The sequence below is a fragment of the Akkermansia sp. RCC_12PD genome, assembly GCF_036417355.1.
Lineage (GTDB): Bacteria > Verrucomicrobiota > Verrucomicrobiia > Verrucomicrobiales > Akkermansiaceae > Akkermansia.
Genome location: NZ_CP143889.1, coordinates 2070134 through 2087492 on the forward strand (window position 1 = coordinate 2070134; position 17359 = coordinate 2087492).

The 17359-nt window shown below is 58.3% G+C and carries 13 protein-coding genes; 7 read left to right on the top strand and 6 right to left on the bottom strand.

Features of this window, described 5'->3' with window-relative positions; genetic code table 11:
* Positions 1–32 precede the first annotated feature (32 nt).
* Together V3C20_RS08800 and V3C20_RS08805 are read left to right on the top strand one after the other, a co-directional pair.
* On the top strand, positions 33–401 hold the full coding sequence (locus V3C20_RS08800) for a hypothetical protein (RefSeq protein ID WP_330935353.1): 369 nt from the start codon (positions 33–35) through the stop codon (positions 399–401).
* 208 nt (positions 402–609) lie between these two features.
* Positions 610–2679 (top strand): Eco57I restriction-modification methylase domain-containing protein, encoded by a 2070-nt coding sequence (locus V3C20_RS08805; protein WP_149874466.1) that lies wholly within the window; start codon positions 610–612, stop codon positions 2677–2679.
* Here V3C20_RS08805 and V3C20_RS08810 read toward each other — a convergent pair.
* Positions 2624–3172, bottom strand: coding sequence for a DUF805 domain-containing protein (locus V3C20_RS08810; protein ID WP_161981423.1), 549 nt, complete (start codon positions 3170–3172; stop codon positions 2624–2626). The two genes, V3C20_RS08805 and V3C20_RS08810, sit on opposite strands and share 56 nt — an antisense overlap.
* A 117-nt stretch (positions 3173–3289) precedes the next feature.
* Here V3C20_RS08810 and V3C20_RS08815 point away from each other — a divergent pair, with 117 nt between their 5' ends.
* Positions 3290–4543: a hypothetical protein gene (locus V3C20_RS08815; RefSeq protein WP_130084735.1), complete on the top strand. Its 1254-nt coding sequence runs from the start codon at positions 3290–3292 to the stop codon at positions 4541–4543.
* Here V3C20_RS08815 and V3C20_RS08820 read toward each other — a convergent pair.
* Positions 4516–5298 carry a hypothetical protein gene (locus tag V3C20_RS08820; RefSeq protein ID WP_130084734.1) on the bottom strand — a complete coding sequence of 261 codons (783 nt, stop codon included), beginning with the start codon at positions 5296–5298 and terminating at the stop codon, positions 4516–4518. The genes V3C20_RS08815 and V3C20_RS08820 overlap by 28 nt on opposite strands.
* 175 nt (positions 5299–5473) lie before the next feature.
* Between V3C20_RS08820 and V3C20_RS08825 the strand changes: the two genes are divergently transcribed.
* Complete coding sequence (locus tag V3C20_RS08825; protein WP_130084733.1) at positions 5474–6523, top strand: tetratricopeptide repeat protein; 1050 nt, start codon at positions 5474–5476, stop codon at positions 6521–6523.
* 3 nt (positions 6524–6526) lie between these two features.
* On the opposite strand, the gene V3C20_RS08830 is transcribed toward V3C20_RS08825, so the two are convergent.
* A complete protein-coding gene (locus V3C20_RS08830; RefSeq protein ID WP_130084732.1) occupies positions 6527–6994 on the bottom strand; it encodes a hypothetical protein in 468 nt (155 codons plus the stop codon).
* Positions 6995–7107: 113 nt separating this feature from the next.
* Between V3C20_RS08830 and thiD the strand changes: the two genes are divergently transcribed.
* From thiD to V3C20_RS08845, 3 genes are all read left to right on the top strand, one after another.
* Complete coding sequence (thiD, locus tag V3C20_RS08835; protein WP_161981424.1) at positions 7108–7899, top strand: bifunctional hydroxymethylpyrimidine kinase/phosphomethylpyrimidine kinase; 792 nt, start codon at positions 7108–7110, stop codon at positions 7897–7899.
* Positions 7900–8097: 198 nt separating this feature from the next.
* The gene (locus V3C20_RS08840) at positions 8098–8403 is read left to right on the top strand and encodes a hypothetical protein (protein WP_130084731.1); all 306 of its coding nucleotides are present in this window, start codon (positions 8098–8100) and stop codon (positions 8401–8403) included.
* Between the two features lie 206 nt (positions 8404–8609).
* Positions 8610–9992: a DASS family sodium-coupled anion symporter gene (locus V3C20_RS08845; protein ID WP_130084730.1), complete on the top strand. Its 1383-nt coding sequence runs from the start codon at positions 8610–8612 to the stop codon at positions 9990–9992.
* 74 nt (positions 9993–10066) lie between these two features.
* On the opposite strand, the gene V3C20_RS08850 is transcribed toward V3C20_RS08845, so the two are convergent.
* The 3 genes from V3C20_RS08850 to V3C20_RS08860 all read right to left on the bottom strand — a co-directional run bounded on the left by V3C20_RS08850 (position 10067) and on the right by V3C20_RS08860 (position 17240).
* The gene (locus V3C20_RS08850; protein ID WP_130084729.1) at positions 10067–13207 is read right to left on the bottom strand and encodes an efflux RND transporter permease subunit; all 3141 of its coding nucleotides are present in this window, start codon (positions 13205–13207) and stop codon (positions 10067–10069) included.
* Between the two features lie 13 nt (positions 13208–13220).
* Positions 13221–14378, bottom strand: a complete 1158-nt coding sequence (locus V3C20_RS08855) for an efflux RND transporter periplasmic adaptor subunit (protein ID WP_130084728.1) — start codon at positions 14376–14378, stop codon at positions 13221–13223.
* A 111-nt stretch (positions 14379–14489) separates the two neighbouring features.
* Positions 14490–17240 carry a calcium-translocating P-type ATPase, PMCA-type gene (locus tag V3C20_RS08860; RefSeq protein WP_130084727.1) on the bottom strand — a complete coding sequence of 917 codons (2751 nt, stop codon included), beginning with the start codon at positions 17238–17240 and terminating at the stop codon, positions 14490–14492.
* Positions 17241–17359 lie beyond the last annotated feature (119 nt).

Sequence of the window (17359 nt, forward strand, 5' to 3'; positions counted from 1 at the left end):
TCCTGTCCGGAGCCCAGGGCGGCATGGTGCTCATGGACGATTCGGCACCAGTAATACCCCTGTTCGAGGACGACGCTCTCCGGCTTCACGGAAAGGTCCTTTGCTTCGCTGGTCAGTTCCACATTCTTGAAGGGAATGGCCAGGGAGATGGAGGAATCGGCGTCCAGGGAAAGGAAATAGGTACCGCGTTTCATGATCTTGAGGTACCCGGTCCACTCATGGCGAGTGTCGCCGGAAGCGGAACGTGGGGAGATGAGAACGGGGGCGGTGACGCCGTTGACGTAGAAATCGGCCTGTGGGAGGCCGTTGGCGAACATGGGAACGAAGGGATAGCGGGGATCCGGAGTGTTGTCGGTATTGTTCATTGTCTTTTAAATCAAAGTTGTTCAAATGATTTATAGACACGGTAGAACTACCGGTCGCCCAAATGAAAGACGCCTAACACGTGATTGTGAAAGAAAGAGCTTTATTTTTTAATCCTGAATGTGGGAGCTGGGTGAAACTCTGACAGGAAGCGGCAATGAATAAGATGCCTGCGGGATGTCGCCAAGTGAAGCAGCCTTCCTCTTTTGATTGCCTGGAGAGCCGGAGTAATGTACGAATACGGGAGTGAAGGAAGGCTGCGTTCAGGATTGCTTTATGGCCGGGTGTCCGGTTCCGGGACGCGGGGCGGGATGGAAGGCCGGGACGTGGCTTGTGTTCAAGCGGGTGCTGATGAGGCGTTTTCTGGGACAGGGGGGCCAGGATGATTTTTCCTTTCCGGAAGGGGTTCCGTTTTCCCTGTGGGAAGGTGATGAGGACTGTGCCGTTACTCCGTCCGTTCTGGGGGATTTGCTGGAGCGCAGCATGCCGGATGCCCGTGGAACCGGGACGGTCTATACGCCCAGGTTCCTGGTGCGTTGGATGGTGCGGGAGGCGGTTTCCCGCTGGGTGGATTCCGCTTTGTCCGCCAGTCATGAAAAAGGCAGGGAGGCGGAAAGAGCCCTGTTGAAGAGGATCCGGGTGCTGGATTTGTCCGCGGGTTCCGGGGCGTTCACCATGGGGATTCTTCATGAACTTGTCCGCCGCAGAAAGATTTTGGAACCGGAGTGTTCGGAAGCCGCCCTGGTGCGCGAGGCCGTAGAAGATCATGTTTACGGGGTGGATGTCTGCGCAGAGGCGTTGGAGGTGGCGCGCTTCCGTTTCCGCTGCGCCTTGCTTGCCGCGGGTGATGACGCCCATTTCCGCGATCATTTAATCTGCGGTGACAGCCTGGACCTGTTCGGCGTTGGAGTGCGGCGGGATGTGTTGGCCCGCGTCATGAAGGAAGGAGGGTTCGACCTGGTTATAGGCAATCCTCCTTTTATTGGGGAAAAGGGGAACAAGGGGCTTTTTGACAGGCTGAAGGCTTCCCGCATGTCCGCTTATTGTTCCTCCCGCATGGATTACTGGTACGTGTTCGCCTGCCTGGGCATGGATGTTCTGAAACCCGGTGGGGTGATGCACCTGGTGGTGCCCAACAAATGGATGGGCAATGCCGGAGCGGCGCCTCTGCGCCGGAAATTGCTGGAGGAATGCGGGGCGCTGCGCTTGTCCGACTTCGGAGCCTGCCGGGTATTTGAGTCCGCACGGGTTCATACCATGACGCTTCTGGCGGAAAGGAAAAACCACAGGGATGAAGCTCTTGTCCCTGAATACCGCCGTTTTTCCGCAGAACCGGAACATGTGGAAGAGTTTCTGATAAACGCCCCTTACCGGCGCTTCCCGTTGCCGAAAGATCGGTCCGGGTGTGTGGAACAGGGGCTGTTTTTCTGTTCCGCCGCAGAAAAGGCGGTTTTGGAGAAGATGGAGGCCCGCAGGAATTTTGAGCTGGACCCAGTGCACGAAATGGCGCAGGGGATTGTGCCGAACCCGGACGTGGTTTCCTCTCGTGCCTTGGGAAGTCTCCCCCCGGAAACAGTGCGGAGTTCCGGCATCCGGCGCGGGGAAGGGGTGTTCGTGGTGCCGCGGGAGTTTTTCACCAGTTTGACGGAGCGGGAACGGTGCTTTCTCAAGCCCCTTTATGAACCCGTGCTGGCGGAGCGGTATGGCTTGAAAGAGCCGGAAAAGGTTCTTTTGTACCTGACGCCGGAGAATGGTTCGGAGCGGGCACGGACGCTTATCCGGCATCTGGAGAAGTTCCGGCCCTTGATGGAGGCCCGGCGGGAAACCCGCATGGGGCGCATGAAGTATTACCACGTGCACTGGCCCAGAAAGGAAAATTTTTTTCTGCCTGGGCCCAAGATATTGGCTGTCCGCAAGTGCGCGCGGCCCACGTTCACCCATACGGAACGGGAGGCCTATGTGATGATGTCATTCAATGTGATACGCACGGAGCGCCTGAGCATGAAGTATCTTGCGGCCCTGTTCAATTCACGGCTGATGCATTTCTGGTTCCGTCTGCGTGGCAAGATGCAGGGGGATTTTTTCCAGATGGATACGGCACCCATCCTGCGCGCGCCCGTCCATGTGCCTTCCGCTTCCGTAGTTGCGGAAGTGGAGAGGCTTTCCGATGCCCTTGTTGAGCATTATTGCCCGGAGTGGGATGAACGTATGAATGAGCTTATTGAAAGGATTTACGGTATTTCCGCCGAAGAAAGGGAGGTCATTGTTCAGGCAGTTTCTCCGGCTCCGGGCGGGAAGGGAAACAGGCCAGAATGACGATCAGCAGGAACCAGACGTTTCCCACGACGGCCAGAAACAGGGTGGTCGTGTCCATGCTGCCGTCCATACTGTACCGGAAACGGTCGAAAACCATCCATTTGATGAGGCCGGCGATTCCCAGCGCTATGTAGCCGTACCCCCATGCCGTATGGAATCCGGCGTCGCGGAGCCTTCTGATGATGGCGCTCCAGAAGGGGAGGTAGATAGCCAGGAATACGACCTGCATGGTGATGATGAAGTACATGAAGTGTTCCTGGGCTATGGCGTGGAATACTTCCTGGTTGTCCGTGGCAAGAAGTTCCTTCCACGGCAGGGACGCGAGGGTCAATATGGTTCCCGCGAAGGAGAAAAACAAGGCGCCGAGAAACAGGAACAGATTGAATCCCCAGAATTCGCGGCGGGAGGACTTGCCGGAGAAGTCGGCATATTTTTTCGTCAGGCACAGGATGAAGTTTTGCCAGAGGGAGGGGCGGATTGGAGCATTCATCATTTTTCTATTCATAGCACATGTCATGGGGAGGCGGCAATGGCAAACGGAAGATCAGGACTTGATTTTCAAAAGCATCCCCGTATGGTGTGCGTCCTGCAACCCTGATTTGATTCAATCATGATACCTGTTTGCCTGAGGAATTGCCTGTTCGGCGCGTGCTGGTACGGGGCCTTGAGTACGGCGAATGCCGGCATTCCGGCCATGCAGGGGCAGGAATTCCCTTCTCCATCTTTGTGCGGAACCGTTGTCCGTGGACCTGTCCTGTACCGTGATGATTTCTCCTGGATTCGGAAGGTGAAGCTGACCTTGATCGGCCAGTATCAGACAGCGGCCGTCAGCCCCAATGGCTCCAACAGGTTTTGTCCCGGTTCCGGAGGCCATAACAGCGAATGGCGGCGTGCCTATCTGGGGGCGGACATCCTGCTGGGCGACGGTTCCTGGCGCCTGTCGAACCTGACGAACGTGGGGGACCTGGAAGGCCGCCACCGTGAAGTGCGCGGAGAGTGGACGGGAAGCCATACGGAATGGTCCCTGTATGAACTTTATCTGGAAAAGACGCTGCCCGGCGTCAAGCTGCGGGCCGGCAAGCTGACTCCGCACCTGACTTCGGAATATTGTCTTCCTTCCTCCCGGATCAAGACGATAGAGAGGTCCGCCATCTGCAATGAACTGATTCCCATTTCCAACTGGGGGCTGGAAGCCAATTTCCAGAAGAATCCCAAAAGCCTGTATCATTCCTACGGTGTGTATCTGAATGCAAACGGGACGGATTTGACGGATGAAATCCAGTTCCATTCCGACGATAACGTGTTCGCCCTGGTCGCGATGAAGTGGAGTGTGGCTTCCCCCATGTGGGATTCCCAGAGCCTGGGATACCAGTACGCCCATAATTTTACGGAATGGCGCGGCAGAAAGATTGCCTCCGGTTCCGATTACCAGGGCCCCGGCGCGCAGGATGTGCTTTCCCTGAGCTGGGACGCCAAGCGCGGAAATCTGGCCGTGATGGCTAATTTGCTGGCCGGGGTGGGAATTGTGGGACAGCCTGGGGCCAAGAATGTGTACGGACTTGTTTTACAGCCTGTTTACCGGATTTCCCCGCATCTGGAAGGCGTTTTTCAATATCAATGTTCCTTTGGAAACGGCTCTGTGCGCCTGAACAGCCGTTATGTCCCTTCCGTGACGCGCTATCCCGCATGGGTGGACAGCATGAATTCCTTTTATCTGGGCCTGAATTGTTATTTGTGCCCGGAGTCCATTGATACGGTAAAGCTGATGCTGGGGCTGGAATACGTCACCAGCCATACGAATTCTGCCACGGCCAAGGCCTTTAACGGATGGTCCCTTTACGGGGCCGTGCGGTTCAAGTTCTGAAGATCCGGAGAGAAGCTCCCTCTTGAGTTTTTAAAAGCAGCGGGCTGGTAGGCAGGCAGTGCGGGAATGGGAACGTACCCGGGGGGAAGGTCGTCCCATACGGGATGGAGCGGTTTGGGTTCCGTTTCAAAAACCTCTCCGTTGAAGGATTTGATGATGGTTCGGAAGGAACCCTGCGGAGACGGACGGATTACGAAAGGACGCGGCGCCGATTCCGGAAGATTCATGCTCAAATTCACTTCTTCCTCATTCCATGCAGGCCAGACGTCTGCCGGAGCCGATATTTCACGGATTTCCGTATTGGTTGCGGAACGGGGCGTGTGGAAAAAGGGGCTGTCCGGGTCTCCGTCATTCAGCCAGGCTTCCTCGTCCGGCGTTTCCGTCGTGATGATCATGGCTTCCTGGGTGGTTGAATGGTTGAATTCGTACCCCGTCAGTCCGCCGCCATCCGCATCAGCCCTGTCGCTGTTCATATGGATATTGATGGAAACCTTGTTTTCCGGCGCTTCCTGCTCCTCCGGCGTCTGGAAAATGGCCGCCTGCCGCTTCAGCGCCTCCGGGGAGGTGCCGCGCGCGTATTTTGGGAAGAAAACGCTTTTGGTGTCTATTTTCCCCGGCTTGACTTTCACGGGTTCGTCGGACAGCTCAAAGATGTATTTCACAGGTTGTTCTTCTGCGTAGGCACCGTGAAAGGCGCCTTCCAGAAACGCCATAGCCAGACATGTCAGAAGATACAGGCATGGAGAAGTTTTCATGATAGGTGAACGACTCTGTTAGAACAGAAAGAAGGCAAATATTCAATGCTAAAAAGCAAGAAACTCAGCGCGCTTTCCGGGTGCTGGCTCTTTATTTGCCATACTACGAGGCCAAAACGGCGTTTCTGTCGTTTCTCTGCTTGGCAGCTGTGGGCGGCTGCCTTATGGTGAACGCATGATGAAGAAGATTTTCCCCTGTCTGCTGACCTTCCTGACTGTTTTCTGGTTCGGCTGCGAAAATAAGCCGTCCGGAGGAGAAAAAGAGCCGGTCCGTTCTGAGAAGAACGGGGAAAAACAGGCTGAATCTTCCGCAGACACGGGAAAGGCCGGAACCTGGAAAAACCGTCTTCAGGCGGCTTCCGAGGAGGCGGCGCGGGCCAAGGGAGACGACAAAAAACATGTGGAGGCCCTGAACGAGCTTGCCTCCCTGTATGCGGAAGGCCTGCAAAACGGCTGGGTTCATCCGCTGGATGTCCGTTCCTGGTGTGAATCCGTGGCGGAGTCTGGCGCCGGTTATTCCGGGGAGACGGTCATCGGAGCCCTTTTTCTTTACGGTACCGGAGTAACGCGTGATCCGGGCGCAGCCAGGGAATGGTTTGAATATGGCCTGGCCCGGCCCGGCAGCCAGCGGGGAAACGCCCTGTACATGCTGGGCATGATGTATTCCAAAGGGGACGGCGTCAATCAGGACCAGAACAAGGCCCTGGAATTGTGGCACAAGGCGGCGGATGAAAATCATCCGGGCGCCCTGTCCCTGCTGGGCCGCGCATCCATGGAAGGGAAGCTGGGCTTTGACAAGGATGCGGCATCAGGACTGGCCTTTCTGGAAAGGGCCGCCAACGGCGGGGATGTGGCGGCGTCCATGTATCTGGGGCGCATCTACGCCAAGGGGGAGGGAGTGGCGCAGGACATGGAGCGCGCCTTGAAATGGTACCAGCAGGCCGCTTCCGCCGGGGATCCCCATGCCCAGTATATCGTCGGGCTGGCTTATCTGGACGGTTCCGGCGTTCCCGTGGATGAGGGGAAGGCGTTCAACTGGCTCCGTCTGGCGGCGGGGCAGGAACACGTGAACGCCATGCTGATGCTTTCCGTCTGCTACAGCACGGGCAAAGGCACCCGGCAGGATGCGAATATGGCGGAAGTCTGGAAAAAGAAGGCTCTTGAGCTGAATAGCCGGAGGCAGACGCGGCAGAGAAACTCCAGCCTTACCCCGCCAAATGAGTAAGAGTCAGTTTTCCTGAATTTCCTGATGCAGGAATTTCAGGGCTTCCTTCCGTTCCAGAATGGCGAATCCCCGCTCGTCGGGGATGACGAGCAGCCCGTTCCGGTTTTCCAGAATGGCGTGAATCATGGCAAAGACGTGTCCCATGGCGCATTCGTCTTCCAAAATGAAGCGCAGCATTTTGGTGCGGTCTCCTATTTTTTTCAGAGCGCCGCGGTCGCGTTTGAAGGCTTTGCGCGCGTCTTCCGTCTCCATGACCCAGAACACGTCCAGCTGGGATTCCCCTTCTTCATCCAGATAGCTGCCTTCCAGCACATGGTCCGGGGCTTCTTCCGGAGCTCCGGACAGGTTTAGTTGAAAACAGGGGTCCAGGCGGAACATGGCCTGCTGGAGTTCTTCCCCGGAAGGCAGCGGGGCGTCCTGGACGAAAAGCCAGAATTCCTGGTCGTCCCCGAATGAAGCGGCGTGGGTCATGGGCCGGATTTTGGCATTCCTGCGCCATTTTCCCACAGGGATTTGTGACAGTTGGGAGCCGCTGGTTGATTTTTGTATGTTCAACGTCTTCCCGCACGATTAAAAACAGGGGCATGAGCGAGATTCCCGTAATGATGACCATCGCCGGTTCCGACTGTTCCGCCGGGGCCGGCCTCCAGGCGGACCTGAAGGCGGCGCACGCCATGGGCGCTTTCGCGCTGACGGCGGTCACCTGCATCGTCTCGGAAGTGCCCGGACTGGTGCGCGGCATTCAGGAAGTGGAGCCGGAACTGGTGGCCGACCAAGTCAGAATCAATCTGGAACATTTTCCCGTTGCCGCCGTGAAGACGGGGATGCTGTATTCTCCCTCCATTGTCCGCGCCGTGTACGGGGTAGTGAAGGATGCGGATATTCCCCTGGTGGTGGATCCCGTCATGATCGCGACGGCCGGCGACCGCCTGATGCGGGAAGAGGCCGTGGCCGTTTATGAGGAACTGCTCCTGCCGCGTGCCGCTCTGCTGACCCCCAATCTGGACGAAGCCGCCGTGCTGCTCCGTTCCTCCTCCAATCCGGAGCGGGATGAATTGCCGGAAGCCGCCGCCAGGCTGGCCCTACGGTACGGGTGCCCCGTGCTGCTGAAAGGCGGCCATCTGGCCGGGGACTGCCGCGACGTGCTTGCGGGGCCGGACGGCCGCATGCTGGGGGAATGGACGCGTCCGCGCGTGCGGGATGTCAGCACGCACGGAACGGGGTGCTCCCTGTCCGCCGCCATTGCCGCGCGTTTGGCGGCCGGGGACGGACTCGTGACTGCGGTGGAACGCGGGCTGGAATTCATCGCCGCCGCCATCCGCGACCATGTGCGCTGGGAGTGTCCCGTGCGCGTGGATGCGCTGAAGCTGTGGTGACCTTTTTCCCCGTACGGCCTTTGCGGGAATGGCGCCGTGATGCGGGGAAACCCGCTGAAGAGCGGATGGGAAAGCCGCCTTTCTGTGCCCTAATAACGCTTTGTGCTTGCGTATTGGATGCCGGATTGGTAGTCCTATCTGCGCCCATGTATGGCATGGAGCTTTTCAAAAATTAGTAATTATCATAGCAATATCACTATGGGACAGCAAATCCGCAAAGTCACCAAGCGCCGCAGACGTGCCGATTACCTTAAGCGTAAGAAGGAACAGGCCAAGTTGAATTCCAATACGCCTATCCGCCTGGCTACTCCCGTTGCCAAGGAAGCAAAGCCGGCCGCCAAGGAAGTTCCCGCCAAAAAGACCGCGGCCAAGGCTCCTGCCAAGAAGGCTGACGCGAAGAAAACGGAAACCAAGAAAGCGGAACCCAAGGCCGCTGCCGCCAAGAAGGCTCCTGCCAAAAAGCCGGCCGCCAAGAAGGAAGCCGCCGAGCCCACGGCTGAATAATTGTCCGCATAGCCGGGATTGCCCCCGTGCGTCCATCAAACGGTTTTACAAGCCGCCCCGCCTGATGCGCGGCGGCTTTTTGCGCGCCGCGTCATCTTCCGCATCCGGGCATATTCGCGGCACCGGGCGCAATTTTCCGGAAAATGTATTGACGCTTCACCCTTCGCGGACCTACATAGAAGGGAATATCATTCCGTTTTTCCGCCATGCGCCACGATACGACAGACAAACCCAAGGGACACCGCAATTACATCATCATTGCCTGTGATGTCCTTCTTTTCCTGGCCATGCTCAAGTGGCTTCCCGTGGAGCCTCAGATAGCCAAGGGGCTTGCCGTGCTGACGTTCATCGGCATCCTGTGGCTGACGGAGGCTTTGCATGTGACCGTAACTGCCCTGCTGGTGCCTGTTCTGGCCATGTTCATGGGCATTCTGCCGGGTGCCAGGGCGCTGGCCGGATTTGCGGACCCCACCATTTTCCTGTTTTTCGGCGGTTTTGCGATAGCGGGGGCTCTGCATGAACAGAAGATAGATTCATGGCTGGCCGGAAAGATACTGACCGTGGCGCGGGGGAGCCTGGGCATGGCCCTGGTTCTGATTTTCCTGGCGACGGCATTCCTTTCCATGTGGATGTCCAATACGGCCACCGCGGCCATGATGCTGCCGCTGGTAATCGGCCTGCTGGACCGCATTCCGAAGGAGAAAATCAAGACCACGGCTCCGTTCGCCGTACTGGGTGTGGCCTATAGCGCGTCCATCGGCGGCATGGGCACACTGGTGGGCTCTCCTCCCAATGCGATTGCGGCCCATGAGCTTGCCATGGGGTTTGCGGAATGGTTCCGCATTGCGATGCCGATTGTGGCCGTGTTCGGCGTGTTGGTGTTCTCCCTGATGTACCTGTTTTTCAAGCCCAACCTGAAGCTGCACGTGGATATGGCGCCCGCCATGGACGAGGAACGGCCTTCCGGCCTGGACGGAAAGCAGATCCGCGTTTTGATCCTGTTTGCTGTGATTGCGGGGTGCTGGATGGGCAGCGGTTTTCTTTCCTCCCTGCTGGGCGGCATTCCTTCCATGGATACGCTGATTGCCCTGTGCGCCGTGGTGCTGCTGCCCCTGTGCGGCGTCATCAACTGGAGCGGCATTGCCAAAAATACGGACTGGGGTGTGCTGCTTCTGTTTGGCGGGGGCATTACTCTCAGTACGGTTCTCGTTCAAACGGATGCGGCCAAATTCCTGGCAAACCAGGTTTCCGACCTGGCGATGGGGCAGAATCCCCTGATCATTCTGCTGATCATCAGCGTTTTTATTACGTCCCTGACGGAGTTTTGTTCCAATACGGCCAGCGCCGCCCTGGTGGCTCCGCTGATGGTGACGGTGGCTTCCGCCATGGGAATGTCCGCCACTCCACTGGTGCTTCTGGTAGGCATCGGCGCTTCCTGCGCATTCATGCTCCCCGTATCCACGCCGCCCAACGCGCTGGCCTTCGCCACGGGGAGAGTCCCCCAGATGTCCATGATCAAGGTCGGCCTGCTGATCAATGTGGTGCTCGTGTTCGTCAAGGCATTCTGGGCCAGGATATTCTGGATGTAACGCCGCCGGAAGGAGAAAATGGCCGGTTTCATGGGGCCTTCCGTTCTATCCGGGAGTGTTGTCCTACACCCTTTTCATGAGGCCTTTTCCTGCCGTTCCAGAGCGGCCTTCTTGTCCAGTTTGGCCAGTTTGGCGATCAGGTAGAAGAAGGAGGGAATGAAGAAAACGCCGATAAAGACGGCCGTAATCATCCCCCCGATCACGCCGATGCCCACCACCTGCCGCGCCGCCGCTCCCGCGCCCGTGGCCAGGGCCAAAGGAAGACAGCCCATGATGAAGGCGATGCTGGTCATCAGGATGGGCCGCAAACGGATTCTGGCCGCATCCAGGGTAGAGGTGAGCAGGTCTTTCCCCTGTTTGAGTTCCAGCACGGCGAATTCCACGATGAGGATGGCGTTTTTCGCCGCCAGGGCAATCAGCACGATGAGCCCGATTTCCGAGTAAATGTTCAACTGCTGGCCGAAAATCCACAGCGCCGCGAAGGCGCCCAGAATGGCGATAGGTGCGGTCATGAACACGGCGACGGGAAGCGACCAGCTTTCATACAGGGAGGCCAGGATCAGGAAAACGAATATGGCGGAGGCCGCGAAAATCATGCCGATGGTGATGCCGTGCTGTGCCTGTTTTTCCTGATAGCTCATGCCGGAATAGCCGTAGCCCATGCCTGCGGGCATCGTCTGGGCAAACACTTCCTCCAGGGCGTTCATGACCTGTCCGGAGGAATAGCCTTCCGCCGGCGTGATGTTAAGCTGGGAACTGTTGAACATGTTCTGGCGGATCAGGAATTCCGGGGCCCATCCATGCGTGACGTTGATGACGGAGTCCAGAGGCACCGGGTCCCCGTTATTGTTGCGCACGTAGAACATGGAAAGCTTGTCGATGCTGTCCCGGTACGGGGCGTCCGCCTGCATGTACACCTGCCATTCCTGGCCGTAGATGTTGAAGTTGTTCAGGAAGGTACTCCCCATGTACGCCTGGATGGTGGCATAAATCTCATCCACATTCATGTTCTGGAGGGTGGCCTGTTCCGTATTGACGTTCAGATTGTATTGAAGGTTGGAGGGAGACATGAAGTTGCTGATGCCCGCAATTTCCGGCCTTTTCCCGGCCGCCTCGATGAATTTGGATGTATTGGAGGCCAGGAATTCCTCGCCTATGCCCTGGCGGTCTTCCAGCAGGAAGGTGACGTCCCCGGACGTGCCCACTCCCGGAAGGGGGGGAGGAGGAACCACGTAGGCCATGCCGGAGGAAATTGACGCGTTCAGCTTGCTCTTCAGCCTGGCGGCGATGGCGTCCGCCGTCATGTCCGGGCCCTTCCGCTGGGACCAGGGCTTCAGGGAAATGAAGAAGAAGGAGTTGGAAGAGCTTTGGACAGTGCTGATCAGGTTGAAGCCGTTAACGGTGGTGACCACCTCCACACCGGGGTCTTCCCGGATGATCCGTTCCATCTCCGCGGACGTTTTCTCCGTGACATTCAGGGAGGTGTTGTCCGGCAGCTCCACACCTCCGAACAGATAGCCCTGGTCTTCATTGGGAAGGAAACCGGAGGGGATGAGTTTGGCCAGCGGAAAGAGCAGGGCGGTCATGGCGGCCAGCAGCAGGATGGACAGCCACATGCGGCGGATCAGCCAGGAGCAGGCATTGACGTACCAGTCCCGCGCCTTGTTGAATCCCTTGTTGAATATGTTGAAAAAGGGGCCCAGCAGCCAGATGGTGTCTGAATTGCCCGCTTTCAGCAGTCGGGAGGACAGCGCGGGACTGAGGGACAACGCGCAGAAGGCTGAAATGATGATGGACATGCCGATGGTCACGGCGAACTGCTCAAACAGCTTTCCTGATACGCCGGGGAGCAGCAATGTGGGAACGAACACGCAGGAAATCACCAGGGCCGTACTGACAATGGGGCCGGATACCTCCCGCATGGCTGCGATGGTGGCCGGCAAGGGCTTTTCTCCGTTGGAAATGTGGTTTTTCACCGCTTCCACCACCACGATGGCGTCGTCCACCACCAGGCCGATGGCCAGCACCAGCCCCATCAGGCAGATGGTATTGATGGAAAAGCCGAAGAACGGGAAGGCGATGAAGGCCCCGACGATGGAGACCGGAACGGCAAATGCCGGGATGAGTGTTCCGCGCCACCCCTGCAGGAAGATGAATACGACCAGGACCACGAGCCCCAGCGCGATGAGCAGGGTGCTGACAATGTCTTCAATCCCGGCGCGTACGGCCAGGGTGGAATCCAGGGAAACCAGGTAATCCATGTCCGGCGGCAGGTTGCTTTCCGCCAGAAGGGCCTTGATGTTGTCCACGAGCTGAATGGCGTTTCCGCCCGGCGCTTCGTAAATGCCCAGGGAGGCGGCCGGCATGCCGTTGACGGTGGAGCTGAGGCTGTAGGTTTCCGAACCCAGTTCCACGCGGGCGACGTCGCTCACCCGCACGATGGAGCTGCCCTGGCCGCGCACCACGATGTTTTCAAACTCCTCCACGGTCGTCAGGCGTCCGGGAGCCTTGACGGTAAAGGAAAGCTGCTGGTCCGGCGGAGCGGGCTGGGCGCCTATCTTCCCCGCCGGATTTACGGCGTTCTGGGCCTGGACGGCCAGCATGACGTCCCTGGCCGTGATGTTCAGGGCCGCCATTTTTTCCGGATTCAGCCAGATGCGCATGGCGTAGCGGCCGGAGCCGAAGACCTGGACATCCCCCACTCCGGGGACGCGCTTGATGGCATCCACCATGTTGATGTAGGCGTAGTTGGCCAGCCACAGGCCGTCATAGGTTCCGTTGGGGGAATAAAAGCTGATGACCAGGGCGGGCAGCCCGCTGGTTTTCCGCAGGGAGATGCCCAGTTCGCTGACTTCCGGCGGAAGCTGGGAGGTGGCCTGTCCGTAGCGCAGGTAAGAGAGCACCTGGTCCATGTTCGCCTCCGTGCCTGTCTCGAACAGGATCATCATGCTCATCTGCCCGTTGTTGGTGTTGACGGAGGTCATGTAGGACATGCCGTCCACGCCGGACATTTGCTGTTCGATGGGGGAGGCGATGGATTTGACCACCGTCTCGCAGTCGGCCCCGGGATAGGTGGCCGTCACCTGGATGGAGGGGGGGATGATGTCCGGGTATTCGGAAACGGGGAGGCGCAGAATGGAGAAGGCCCCCAGCAGGACGATGATGATGGAAAGGCAGAAGGAAAGAATGGGGCGCTTGATGAAGAAGTCGGCCATGGTGAAAAAGGGCTTATTGGTTGGAGGCAGGGACCGCTTTCAGGCGGGCGTCCGGATTCCGGGTGGCCGCCTCCGCCTGGAGAAGGCCGTCCACGACTACTTTGCTCTGCGGGGTGAGGGAGTCCGGCTTCAGGGGAGTGACCTGCTGCCGTTCCCCGATCTGGGCCCCGGCCTGTACGGGGACGATGGAGGGACGGTTGTTTTCATCCAGTGTGACCACGAAGAAGCGGCCCTGCGTGGAAAGAATGGCCTTGGCGGGCACCGTCAGCGCATTTTTAACGGTGGCGAGCTGCGCCGTGGCGATGATAAACATGCCGGGCCTCAGCAGGTAGTCCCTGTTGGGAAGGTTGGCCTGCACGCGGATCGTTCCCGTCTGGGGGTTGAATGCCCGGTCAATGGCTACGACGGTGGCTTGTTCCGGGTAGGTGCTGCCGTCCTTGAGCGTGATATCCAGCTTGCTGTCCGTGCGGATGCCTTCATCCCCGTTTTTTCCCGCCTGCTGAATCCATTCCTGCTGGGTGACGGCAAAGTTGACGCGGATGGGGTCCACGGAGGAGACGATAGCCAGGGCGCCGCTTTCCGGACTGACCAGGTCGCCTATGTTCGTCTTGGAGATGCCGGCGATTCCGTCAAAGGGGGCGTACAGGATGGTGTAGGAAAGGTTCTTTTTGGCCAGTTCCAGTGCAGCCGTGGCCTCCCTGACCTGGGCTTCCGCAGCGATGGCGGACAGGCGCGTGTCTTCATATTTTTGTTTGGAGATGGCGTTTTCCGCCGCCAGCGGCTTGTAAATCTGCAAGTCGTAATTCAACTGCTGCAACTGGGCCTGCGACTGTTCCAGCGTGGCCTGGGCCTTGGTTACCTGGTCCTTGAAAACGGTATCGTCAATCCGGAAGAGGACTTCCCCCTTTTTCACGACGGCGCCGTTGGAATAGTTCTGCGTTTGCAGGTAGCCCGTTACCTGCGGCACGATGGAGGCGTTGTCCACCCCGTCCAGATGGCCCACCCAGCTTCCCTTGACGGGAATGTCCATCGCGACCGGATGTTCATACGTAAGCGTGGGCATTTCAGGAGCCTGCCGTTCCGCTTTTTTACAGCCGGGAAGGAGCAGGCAGGTCAGGGAGAGAAAGGCGGCAAAAACGGAAATAGAGCCCGTCAGGCGTGTCAAGTCCATGCATGGATGACACGCCCGGGCTCCAGTTTGTTGAAAGAAGCGCGCCCGGAAGAGGACCGCATCCGTGTCATGCCGGAGGACACGGATGCGGAACAGCGGGCTGGATGCCGTTCAAGAACGGGGTTTTTCCGGCGTCAGGGCTCGGAATAGTTCCCCGGCCCACAGGACGATGGAGGTGCCCCCCAGAATGAGGCCCCAGTCCGTCCAGCTCAGCGGGACGACGTTGAACATTTTCCCGCCGAAGGTGACGATGACGTATTGCCCCGCCAGGATGAGGAACGCTACCAGGCCGAATCCGCCCATGCTGGCCCCCATGCGTGAAAAGGCGCTTCTGTTTGTATTGAATGCCTTGGCGTTAAACATGTTCCAGAATTGGAGAAGCACGAAGATGGTGAAGAACAGGGAAAGTTCGTAAGGTGTCAGTTCATGTTCTGGGGATGAAAAGTCCAGGTAGCTTCCCAAATAGCCGGAGACGCTGAACTGTGCCAGGCTGGTGATGTCCGTATGCTTGAAGTACTGGAGAAGCCCGAACAGAAAGGCCACGAACAGAAAGCCCACGCCCAGGATGTCCCTGCCCATGGGGCGGGTGATGATGTGGTCCGTGGCCTTGCGCGGCGGGTCCTGCATCACGCGTTCGTCCGGCGGCAGGGAGGCCAGAGCCAGGGCGGCGAAAGTATCCATGATCAGGTTCACCCACAGCATTTGCGTAACGGTGAGGGGGGATTCCGTTCCCAGAAAGGCGCCGATAAGTACGATGAGGCAGGCCGCCACGTTGATAGTCATCTGGAACACGATGAACCGCTGAATGTTCCGATACAGGGAACGGCCCCACATGACGGCACGGGAAATACTCATGAAGGAGTTGTCCAGAATGGTGATGGCGCTGGCCTCCTTGGCGACGGTGGTGCCGTCCCCCATGGAAAGGCCCACTTGGGCGGCGTTCAGCGCGGGGGCGTCATTGGTGCCGTCCCCGGTGACAGCCACCACCTGGCCTTTCTGCTGGAGCAGTTTCACCAGGCGTTCCTTGTCCATGGGCCTGGCGCGGCACATGATTTTGAGGTCCATCACGTGGTCCAGCAATTTTCCGTCCGGCGTCTGTTCAAATTCCACACCCGTCATTAGACGGTCCGGTGTGTCCGCTTCCGTCCACAGGCCGATCTGGCGGCCGATTTCCCGTGCGGTGCCCGGCGTGTCTCCCGTGACGATCTTGATGCTGATTCCGGCATCCATGCAGTCCTTCACGGCCTGCGGAACGTCGTCTCTGACGGGGTCGGAAATGGCGGTGATGCCCAGGTAAACCAGATCATGCCTGGCCAGTTTTCCATCTTGGAACACGGGGGCGTCATCATCCAGAATACGGTAGGCAAAGCCCAGCGTGCGCATGGCTTGGTTCTGGTAGGCCAGCAATTGTTCCTCAATGGCAGGGCGCATGGCGGCGGCGTCTGTTTCACCGTCCGGCGTGCGCACTGTGGCGCAGTTTCCCAGCACGATTTCCGGCGCGCCCTTCACATACAGTACTTTTTTACCCAGCAGGGGAGAGTCCACAACGGTGGCCATGTATTTGCGTTCCGTGGAGAAAGTGAGCTGTTCCAGAACGCGCGCGTTTTCCCGCAGGTCCAGGTAGTTTACTCCCTGGCCGTGCAGCCAGAGCAGCAGGGCGCCTTCTGTAGGGTTACCCAGGGCCTTGATTTGGCCGGGATCCGAATAATCCAGGAAAGCGGTGGAATTGACGGCAATGCCTTCCCGGATCAGGTTCCCCAGTTCGTCCTCCGCCGGGAGGGCGTCTCCCAGACCGTAGAAATTAGCCTTGTAGACATTCATCTGGTTGCGCGTCAGGGTGCCGGTTTTGTCCGTGCAGATGACGGTGGTGGCCCCCATGGTCTCGCAGGCGTGCATTTTGCGCACCAGGTTGTTGGCTTTCAGCATGCTTTTCATGCTGAGGGCCAGGCTCAGCGTGACGCTCATGGGCAGCCCCTCCGGCACCGTCACCACGATTACCGTGACGGCGATCATGATGGTGTTCAGAATGTAGCTGCCCGCGGCCAGCCAGTCCACCGAGCTTTCCAGATGGGTAAAGTACAGGGTAAGGCGGCCAATAATGATGAGGGCGGCAATGGCGTAACTGGCCCAGGTGATCAGGTCGCCCAGCCGGGAAAGCTGGCGGTTCAGAGGCGTTTCCACCTTGTTGTCTATCTGGGAGCCTTCGTAAACCTTGCCGTATTCCGTTTTGTCCCCCACGGCCGTCACTTCCATAATGCCGTGGCCGTCCACCACGGTTGTTCCCTTCAGGACGTGGTTGGAGGGATAGGTGGCGTCCGGCTTGAATTCGGCTTCCACCGTAGTTTTGCTGATGAGGGGCTCTCCGGTCAGCGTGGATTCGTTGACCTGAAGGGAAACGGCATCCAGAAGAACGCCGTCCGCAGGGACTTCCTCCCCGGTGTTCAGGACGACCACGTCTCCAACCACCACGTCGCGGCGCGGAATTTCGCAGATATTGCCGCCGCGGATGGCTTGCACCATCGTGTCGTCGTTGACCTGGTTCAGGATTTCAAATTTTTTGTTGGCGCTTACCTCAAAAGCAAAGCCTACGCAGGTGGCCAGCAGAATGGCCACCAGAATGCCGACAGGTTCCAGAAAGACGCTTGCCGGTTCCGCCCCGGAGAAAAATTGGTAACAGGCCACGCCTACGGACAGGACCAGGGCTACGAGGAGTATCTTGATGATGGGGTCGGAGAATTTTTCCAGAAACTGCTTCCACAGAGGTTCTTTTTCAGGGGGAGTCAGGATATTGACGCCGTATTTGTCACGGTTTTCCAGAACCTGCTTTTCCGTGAGCCCCTGGTAATGTGCTGTATTCTTCATGTCCGGAACGCCTGTTTACCCGATTCTGCTCCGGGATGGAAGTACATAGGGCGCTTTGAAGGGACTATGACGAGAGTTTTTACGGCACAGGCCCCTCCTCCGGGTATATTCTGAATTGC